Below are 8,961 nucleotides of genomic sequence, written 5' to 3' on the forward strand. Positions count from 1 at the left end.
GGGAGGGACCCGTCATCCGACCTGACGGTCGCGGCCTTCCCAGAACGGTCGGCGCAGGATCTTCTTGTCGACCTTCCCGGCCGGGTTGGCCGGGAGCTCGCCGAGGAACTCGATCGCCTTCGGGCTCGGGATGGCGCCGAGCTCGGCCTTGACGTGGGCCATCAGCTCGGAGTCGGAGACGTCGTGGCCGGGTTTGCGCACCACGAAGGCGTGCACGGCCTCGCCCCACTTGTCGTGCGGCACACCGATGACCGCGGCCTGCGCGACGGCCTCGTGGGTGACCAGGACGTCCTCGACCTGGCGGGGAAAGACGTTGAACCCACCGCTGACGACGAGGTCCTTCTTGCGGTCGACGATGAACAGGTAGCCGTCGTCGTCGAGGCGACCGATGTCGCCCGTGTGGACCCATCCGTTGCGGATCGCCTCGGCGTTGCGGGACGCGTCGACGTACCCGAGCATCTGGCCGAGCTGGCGTGAGCAGACCTCGCCAACCTCGCCGATCGGCAGGATCCGGTCGTCGTCGTCCTGGATCGAGACCTCGACCTGGAACATCGGCCGGCCGGCCGACGCGAGCCGGAGCAGGTCCTGCTCAGTGTCCGCCCGGTGATCACCCTTGCGCATGCACGACACGTAGCCGGGCTCGGTGCCCGCGTAGGTCTGGATGAAGATCGGGCCGAACACCTCGAGCGCCTGGCGGAGCCGCTCGGGAGCGATCGGAGAGCCGGCGTAGACCATCGTCGCCAGCGTCGACAGGTCGTAGTCGTCGAGGTGCGGGTGGTCCAGCATCAGGTAGACGATGGTCGGCACGACCGCCGTCGCGGTGATCCCTTCCTTCTGGATCGCGGCCAGGAGGCCGTCGACCTCCAGGCCGGGCAGCATCACGTTGGTGCCACCGCGCAGGAAGGTCGGCATGACGAAGATCTGGGTGAAGTGCGTCAGGGGGGCGCCGTGCGCGAACACCTCCCCGAACCGGATGTCGGCGATCTCGAGGCCGGCGGTGATGCTGTAGTGCCCCCACGTGAAGTGTGACTGGACGACACCCTTGGGCTCGCCGGTGCTGCCCGACGTGAACAGCACGTACGACTCGTCGTCCACGTCGATGTCGACGTCAGGGCGGCCGGTCGGCTGAGCATCGACCAGCTCCTGGAACCTCACGTCCGCGTGGTCCCCCTCGGCGCCACCGACCCGGATGAACCGCTCGATCTTCGGCAGCTGGTCCCGCATCGCGGCGACGACGTCGTCGAACGTGGCGTGGTAGATCAAGGTGGTCGCCGCGGTCTGGTCGAGGTTGGCGCATTGCACCGAGGCCGAGGCGCGGGTCGGCATCTGCACCAGGACCGCGCCGGCCTTCCAGATCCCGTGCTGGCACGGGATGAACTCCAGGGAGTTGGGCAGCAGCAGCCCGACCCGCTCGCCCTTCTGGACTCCCAGGGAGACCAGACCGTTGCCGATCCGGTCGGAGAGGTCCTGAAGTGCTCCGTAGGTCAGTCGCCGATCACCGTCGACGATGGCGTCGGAGTCGCGATAGTACCCACAGGCCCGGTCGAGGACGTCAGGCAATGTTCCCCACATGGCTCCTGCTTTCCGCATTGTTCGTTGATGGTTGGGTGGTGCCGCGCGGCGGCGACCTGAAGGGCCACCTGCCGCGCAGCGTGTGGTTCGGGTCAGCCCAGCGACGCCGGGTCGAAGCCCTCTTCCCAGTAGTGCGGCGTGATGATCGGCAGACCGAGCTGCTGGAAGACCGGGTTCTCGTTGAGGAAGCTCGACTCGAGGACGATCTTTCCCGCGTCGTCGAACTTCAGGTACGTCGAACCGGTGCTCGTAAGGGTCTTGCCGTCGGTCGGGACGCCGCGATAGGTGGCCGCCCCCTCGACGGACCAGTCCCAGTGCACGAACAGGTGATCGGAGCCCTCGAACGCGTCGGTCACGGCGATCGTCTGCACTCCCACACCGTTGCCGGCGTTCTTGTTGACGTAGTCGGCGAGTCCGTGGGCAAACTCGTCGTCGGTCGAGATGGTGTCACCGAGGTGGTCGTCGACCATCCGGTTCTCCAGGGTGAAGTCCTCGCTGGCGGCGTACAGCTCGCGGTGCGCGGCCAGGTCGGAGGTACGGGTCTCGGCCCAGCGGCGGGCGAAGTCGATGGTGGTCATGAGGGTGCCTTTCAGACAAGCGCAGGAGTCGGGGCGAACTGGGGCTTCTCGACGCCGGGATACTCGATCGCGGTCAGGATCGCGCCGATGTCCCACCACGACGACTCGCGGACGATGCGTCCGTCCGCGTCGTACTGGTGGAAGGTGTGCCCCTGCGTGAAGAACGGCTTGTCGGTGACGTCGAGGCCGATGAAGAATCCGGCGTCCTCGGGGGTCCACTCCCAGCGGATCAGTCCACTACGGCTGTCCCCCTCGTAGCCACGGATGCGGAAGTTGTGCACGCCGAGACCATTCGTCCGGTCCTTGTTGGCGTACAACGAGAAGATCCGGGCGAGGTCGCCCTTGTCGTTGATCTGGTGCTGGTCGAGGATCGGGTCCTCGAAGATGAAGTCCTCCGCGTAAAGCTCGCAGATGGACTCGGCGTCCTCGCGGAACGCCTTGAGCCATTTGACGGCGAATGCGTAGTTCGACATGCCTGCTCCTCACTGTTTCGGTGGTCGAGGCTTATGCCCCGGTGATCTGAATCACAACCTAGGTCGGGGCGACCGGACCGATCGACACCGCAGGGGATGATCCGAGTGCCCCCTTGGGGGGAGTCACACCGTGGGCCGTCACTGGGCATGCGGGGCAACGGCTCCCCCGGACGCGCGGAGTGTCCTGAGGGGTCGTGGCTCCGACCCTCCGGGCGCCCCTGGAGCGCCTCCACCTCGACGCCTGCGGCGGGCCGCACAGCGGGTCCACACGGAGCAGAACCACCGCCGCCCGGCGCGCACGGCCGGTCGACGGTGGTCCTCCCCCACCTCACGGGCGACCAGTCCAGGGGTGACGGGTCGCCGCGAAGAACGGGCTCAGTCGTTGAGCTCCTCGGGGGCGAGCAGGTATTCGCCGATGTAGGTCGTCGACTGGTCGGAGTTGAGAGGTTGAAACATCGACGCAGCCGAGTCGCGGTAGAGGCGCTCGAAGATCGTGCCCTTGCGGAACGACATCCCACCGATGAGGCTCATCGACTTGCGCGTCATGTACATGACGTTCTCGGCGACGAACGTCTTGGCGAGCCCGATGTACGGGAACCGGAGCTCGACCGGCCACTCGTCGTCCTTGCCGTCGATCAGCTCCTGGCAGGTCTGGTAGAGCACCCGGCGGGACAGCTCGTTGCGCATCGCCATGTCGCCGATGCCGTCGATGATGTGACCCACGCCGGAGACCTTGGTCTCGGCTGCTGCGATGGCACCGAACGTGGCGCCCAAGGTCTTCTTCGACAGCACGGCACGGGCCTCCTCGAGCACGCGGTACTGCATCCCGAGGTAGATGCTGGCGAACATCAGTGACGCCCACTCGAGCACCCCGAACGCGCCTCCACGCCACTGACAGACCCAGCCGTCCTCCGGGATGTAGAAACCGTCGAACACGACGACGTGGGTGCCGGTCGCGTGCATGCCGAGCGCGTCCCAGGTCTTCTCGATCTTGACGCCCTCGCCGACGCCCTCCTCGTCGACGATGAAGTCGGCCACGAAGAAGCACTCCGCCTCGACCCGGGCCTCGTACCCCTCGGGGACCACTCCGTCGGCATCAGTGATCGTCGCGTTGGTCGTGACGATCGTCGACGCCTCCGAGAGGGTGCCCCAGGTCTTGGTGCCGTAGAGCCTCCAGCCACCCTCGGGCTGCGGGACCGCGGTCATGTCGGCGAGGCCGGAGAAGCCGGCCCGCTTCTCCGAGAAAGGACCGAACATGATCTCACCGTCCGCGACGCGTCCGAGCCAGTGCTTGTTCTGGGCCTCGCTGAACAGACCCATCGTCATGCCGCACATGATGAAGTGCATGTTGTAGGCCAGGGTGATCGCGGAGTCACCCTTCGAGAGCTCACTGATGATCTTGGAGGTCTGGAGGATCGTCCCGCCCATGCCGCCGTACTCCTTGGGCACGCAGAAGCCGGTGAGGCCGCTCTCCTTGAACTTCTCGATCGTCGGGTACGCGAAGGTGTTGTCGATGTCGTACTTCGGGCCGATCTCGCGGAAGAGGAGCGAGAGCTCCTCGGCCTTCGCGAAGGCTGCGTCGAACTCTTCGTCGGTCATGGTGTCGCTCATGGTGGCTCCTGGGATGTCGTTTGCGGCGGGTGGCGGATGGACCGTCAGCTGATGAGCAGGTCGGTTCGACCCGCCTCGGTGAGGATGGCCTTGTAGGCGTCGAAGATGGGCGTCGTGAGCGGCAGCAGTCCCAGCGCCAAGGAACGCTTGCCGTCGAGCTTGAGCTTGCGCTGGGCCATGGCGAGGGTGAAGTTGAGCTTGCCCTGCCAGAACTTGTTGGCGTTGTCCGAGCTCATGCGCAGCTGAACCGTCGACGAAGCGCCAACGGCGGCATCTCCGGTCAGCACCTTCTGACCCGGGAAGTCGACGAGGATCGAGGCGGCGGGGTCCGTCTGGGTGATGAGCACGACGAGGCTGCCGTCCTTGGTGGCCTCGAAGAAGGCCGGGTCCGCCACGCAGACCTCCATGGCTGCCCCGATGTATGAGTAGACCTCGTCGGCGTCCTTGAACGTGCTCACGTGTACCTCCTGGGTGGCGGGCACAGCGGAATCTGTGCCGCTCCGGCCGACAATGCGGCCTGAGCTCAGAACGTACGGCTCGATGCGTGCGCCCCACGTCCCCCCACGGTGGGTACTTCGCCGTCCGACGGGGGGTCTTCGCCACGCCGACCACCTTGGGGGTGCAGGACACTCCCTCAGGGTGATGCCGGCCGCCGCCTCCCCGGCCAGCCTGAGGGCGTGACGTACACACTGCTGGGCCTCGCGATCGCATTCGAGGTCTCGGGCACGCTCGCCCTCCGCCGGACGGACGGCTTCACGGTCCTGGTGCCCAGCCTCATCGTCGCGATCTGCTACGTCCTGGCGTTCGTGCTGCTGTCGCTGGTCCTGCAACGGGGGCTGTCGGTGGCTGTCGCCTATGCCTTGTGGTCCGCCGCCGGCATCGTCGTCATCGCCGCCATCGGCTGGCTGTTCCTCGACGAGGACCTGTCAGCGCTCCAGGCGGGCGGCATGGGCCTGATCGTCTGCGGCGTCATCGCGGTCGAGCTCGGGACGTCCACAGCCAGCTAGACAGCAAACCACCACCCCTACAGGAGACGCATGTCCCAGCCAGTCGATCACCAGCTCAACCTTGCCGCGCAGGACATCTTCACGTACGGGAGCTGGGCCCTGACCCTCGCGTTGCTGGTCGTCGCGATATGGATGAGTCGGCGCGAGAAGACCTGGTTCTACGCCCTGATCGTCGTCGTCGCCATGGTCGCTGCCTTCGCCGAACCGGTCTACGACGACCTGATGATGCTGTACTTCTACACCGATCATGGCGGAGCCAGCGCGATCCACTCGCACTTCACGGCGTTCGACGTCCCCCAACCGGTGTGGACGCACTCGGGCTATGCGTTGCTCTACGCGGGACCGGCGCTCTACATCACTCGCAAGCTCCACCTCGGCACGCTGACCAAGAACGGCCTGTACCTCGTCGCGGCGGTCAGCCTCCTCGAGTCGTGCCTCTTCGAGATCATCGGAATCAACTCTGGCGTCTACACGTACTGGGGTCCGCACGTGTTCCGGATCTTCGACTACCCGCTGGTGATCGGGATGCTCGAGATGGCTCAGGTCATGTGCTTCGCCGTGGCGGCCGCCGAGGTCCGCAAGCGGGTCACCCGACCGGTCCAGCTCGGGGCACTCCTCGTGCTCTTCCCCGCCACCTTTGCGCTGGTGAACTATGGCGGTGGGGCCGCACTCATCGTCGGGCTGCACCTGGAGAACACCAACGGTCTCGCGCAGCACGTCGCCACCATCATCAGCATGCTGGCGGCTCTCGGGCTGGTCCGCATGGCCGCGTCGCTGGTCCCGGCGGAGCCTTCGGCCGACGACCTGACCCGGGCCGGGTCGACGCCTGACCTACGTCCGAGCAGCTCGGATGCCCGTTGACGCCGCTCGTCGTCGCGCGGGTCGCGATGCGCGGGGGCCCGGCGAGCCCACGGCTCACGGCACACCGTTGAGCCGGTCCACGACCCCCAGCAGGTCGCCCCGGTCGTAGTAGTCGACCGCCACGAAGGTGGGGTTCTGCCCGCGCTGCCTCTCGCACTCGCGGACCCGCGGCAGCAGCACGTCCTCGGCGTTGACCGTCGCCGCGTCGGTGACCCGCGAGTCGACGTTGCTCAGCCAGTGGTTGACCAGGAACAACGGCGCGTCCTTCGGCCCGCGGAACCGCTCGCAGCTGAACTGGGAGGCCTTGGTGAAGTCGAACGGGGTGTCCTGCACCGCCTCCCGCGCGTCGATCAGCCACGGGGCGTCCGGCCCGCCGCCGGAGTTCTCGAGCAGGAACACGACCCGGTGTCCCGACGAGATCATCTCCCCCAGGGTGGGCCACGGCTCGCCGGCCGTCGGCGTGTGGACGTACGGCTTGAGGCCCGCCCGCTCGACGAGGGCCGCGGTGTCCGCCGGGGAGACCTCGTCCTGGACGAAGAACGTCACGACCTCCCGCGGGTGCCGGTCGAGCCACTTCTTGACCCGCACCATCAACGACTCCCAGTCGGTCGACCCGAGCTCGCACAGGGAGTGGCACAGATACGGTCGCACCGGCCCGGAGGGCGTCAGGCTGAGGAAGTCGCGGACCCGCAGCGCGCTCTCGACGACGCTGCGGCCGTAGGTCCGCTCGGCCTCCGCGATTGCCTTCTCCCGGTCCGGACCGGCATTGGCGATGACACCGGGGCGCTGCGTCTCCTGGCCGTCCCAGCTGTCGATCAGCAGGACCCGGATGCCGTCGTCGAGCTGACGCAGGATGCCGTGCGGCTGCTCGGCGAGGAACCAGCGGGGCTGGTCGGCCGCCGACATCGAGTTGTGCGTGCCGGCGAAGGCGACCTCGTCGAACCCCCTGCGGCACAGCTCGTCGTGCCCGTTGCAGGCCGTGCCGCTCGCGACCCGGGTGGTCGGGAGATCGTCGTCCGCCGGCCAGGCCCCGAGCGCCAGCACGACGACCAGCGCCGCGCCCCACAGGACCGCACCGGTCGGGGCCGCGACGCGCCGGATCCTCCTGGTCCGCCGGTCGGGGTCGGTGGCCCGCGCCGACCACCACACGGCACCGACCTGCCGCAGTGCCCGACCGCCGCTGAGCACCAGCAGGACCCCCACCAGGCTGGCGACGAAGGAGACCACGAGCAGCGGCCGCACCGCCGCGACAGCGCCGACGGCCAGGACGCATCCGGCCCGCACGAGCTCCGCCCGGGGGGTCACCCCGGCGCCCGTGACGGACTGCCACCCGTGACTCGACAGCGCCGCGGGCTCGAGGTCGAGCCCCGGGCTCGCGACGACCCGCAGCAGGAAGCCGGCCGCCGCGACGAGGGCCGCCGCGAGCCAGAAGGAGTGGTCCAGCTCCCACCACGTCGCGGCACCGAGCGCGCCGCCCAGCGTGTGCTCGTCGAGTCGCGCGGCCAGCAGGCTCGCGAGGACGAGCAGCAGGATCAGGGCCCCGGCCGCGGCGAGCGCACCGGACCCCACCTCCCGGACCACGCCCCGCCAGCCGCTGCGGCGGAGCGCTCCCGCCACGGCGAGGAGCGCCAGCCCGAGCAGGGGCAGGAGCCAGGCCAGCAGGATCACGGTGTCGGTCAGTCGGATCAGATCGCTGGTCAGCTCTTGGCCGCCGATCGAGGACAGGGTGACGTCCAGGTCGGCCGGGATCACCGCCTTCGTGTCGGGGGCGAGGGTCGTGATCGCCGCGACCAGGAGCGCGCCGACATCGGCGAGGCGCAGGACCACCTGGTCGTCGTCGTCCGAGGTCAGGGCGCGGTACAACGGGGACACCGTCGCGCGCACGACCGGACCGAGGGCGGAACTGGCCACCAGGGTCGCCGAGGCCGCCTCGATGAGGGGGCGCAGCCCGGTCAGGTCCGGTTCCTCCGCGAGGACGCGGTCGGTCACGACGAGCCCGACCTCGCGGGCCACCTGCGGGTCCTCCCGGATCGCGTCGACGTGCTCAGCGAAGTGCGTGCCGTCGACGACCTGGCGGTTGACGACACCGGCCACGATCCCCACCGCGAGCAGCAGCACGCCCACGACGTGCATGATGCGGGACAGTGATGTCACGACGGCCTCCGAGCGCGAGAACCCGTGTCTCACTCTAGGACGGCAGCCTGGCGCCCGCTACGTCCCGGCCCAGCCCCGGGATGTTGCCCCTTCCGTACCTTCTGGAGCCCTCAAGAAGTCGGTAACTGGCAAGATCCTGGGGTCGTCAGGCCTTCTTGGCGGCAGTCTTCTTCGCGGTCGTCTTCTTCGCGGTCGTCTTCTTCGCGGTCGTCTTCTTGGCCGGCGTCTTCTTCGCCGTGGTCTTCTTGGCGGTCTTCTTGCCGCCCTTCTTGGCAGGGCCCTTGGCGCGACGCTCGGCGAGCAGCTCGAACGCACGCTCCGGCGTCAGGGTCTCCAGCGAGTCGTCCTTGCGCAGGGTCGCGTTGTACTCGCCGTCGGTGACGTACATGCCGAAGCGGCCGTCCTTGGCCACGACGGGCGAGCCGCTGACCGGATCGGCGCCGAGCTCCTTGAGCGGCGCGGCGGCCGCCTTGCGTCCGTACGTCTTGGGCTGCGCGTAGATCGCCCGGACCTCGTCCTCGGTGATCGTGAGGAGCTGCTCCTCACGCTCCAGCGACCGGGAGTCGGTGCCCTTCTTGAGGTACGGCCCGTAGCGGCCGTTCTGCGCCGTGACCTCGACGTCGTCCTCGACGTACACGACACGCGGCAGGGTCAGCAGCTGGACGGCCTGTTCGAGCGTGATGGTGTCGAGGTCCATGTCCTTGA

9 protein-coding genes are annotated in these 8,961 nt (G+C 68.2%); 2 read left to right on the forward strand and 7 right to left on the reverse strand.

Translation table 11 applies throughout. The features are described 5' to 3' along the window. Window positions 1-12 precede the first annotated feature (12 nt). The 5 genes from JWQ91_RS09535 to JWQ91_RS09555 form a co-directional block, all read right to left on the reverse strand. A complete protein-coding gene (locus JWQ91_RS09535) occupies window positions 13-1,572 on the reverse strand; it encodes an AMP-binding protein (RefSeq protein WP_297782853.1) in 1,560 nt (519 codons plus the stop codon). Between the two features lie 92 nt (window positions 1,573-1,664). Beyond that, window positions 1,665-2,150, reverse strand: a complete 486-nt coding sequence (locus JWQ91_RS09540; protein WP_297782855.1) for a hypothetical protein — start codon at window positions 2,148-2,150, stop codon at window positions 1,665-1,667. Between the two features lie 11 nt (window positions 2,151-2,161). Beyond that, complete coding sequence (locus JWQ91_RS09545) at window positions 2,162-2,623, reverse strand: nuclear transport factor 2 family protein (protein ID WP_297782857.1); 462 nt, start codon at window positions 2,621-2,623, stop codon at window positions 2,162-2,164. Between the two features lie 375 nt (window positions 2,624-2,998). Then, complete coding sequence (locus JWQ91_RS09550; protein ID WP_297782859.1) at window positions 2,999-4,234, reverse strand: acyl-CoA dehydrogenase family protein; 1,236 nt, start codon at window positions 4,232-4,234, stop codon at window positions 2,999-3,001. A 44-nt stretch (window positions 4,235-4,278) separates the two neighbouring features. Then, window positions 4,279-4,692: an SCP2 sterol-binding domain-containing protein gene (locus JWQ91_RS09555; RefSeq protein ID WP_297782861.1), complete on the reverse strand. Its 414-nt coding sequence runs from the start codon at window positions 4,690-4,692 to the stop codon at window positions 4,279-4,281. Window positions 4,693-4,911: 219 nt separating this feature from the next. Between JWQ91_RS09555 and JWQ91_RS09560 the strand changes: the two genes are divergently transcribed. Together JWQ91_RS09560 and JWQ91_RS09565 are read left to right on the forward strand one after the other, a co-directional pair. After that, entirely contained in the window at window positions 4,912-5,241 is a 330-nt protein-coding gene (locus JWQ91_RS09560; RefSeq protein ID WP_297782863.1) for a multidrug efflux SMR transporter, read from the forward strand. 30 nt (window positions 5,242-5,271) lie between these two features. Continuing rightward, window positions 5,272-6,102, forward strand: coding sequence for a hypothetical protein (locus JWQ91_RS09565; RefSeq protein WP_297782866.1), 831 nt, complete (start codon window positions 5,272-5,274; stop codon window positions 6,100-6,102). Between the two features lie 54 nt (window positions 6,103-6,156). Here JWQ91_RS09565 and JWQ91_RS09570 read toward each other — a convergent pair whose 3' ends face one another. After that, complete coding sequence (locus JWQ91_RS09570) at window positions 6,157-8,256, reverse strand: hypothetical protein (RefSeq protein ID WP_297782869.1); 2,100 nt, start codon at window positions 8,254-8,256, stop codon at window positions 6,157-6,159. 145 nt (window positions 8,257-8,401) lie between these two features. Then, window positions 8,402-8,961 (reverse strand): topoisomerase C-terminal repeat-containing protein (locus JWQ91_RS09575; protein WP_297782871.1); only part of this gene is annotated, 560 nt, incomplete at its 5' end.

The sequence above is a fragment of the Aeromicrobium sp. genome, from assembly GCF_025965075.1.
Classification (GTDB): Bacteria; Actinomycetota; Actinomycetes; order Propionibacteriales; family Nocardioidaceae; genus Aeromicrobium.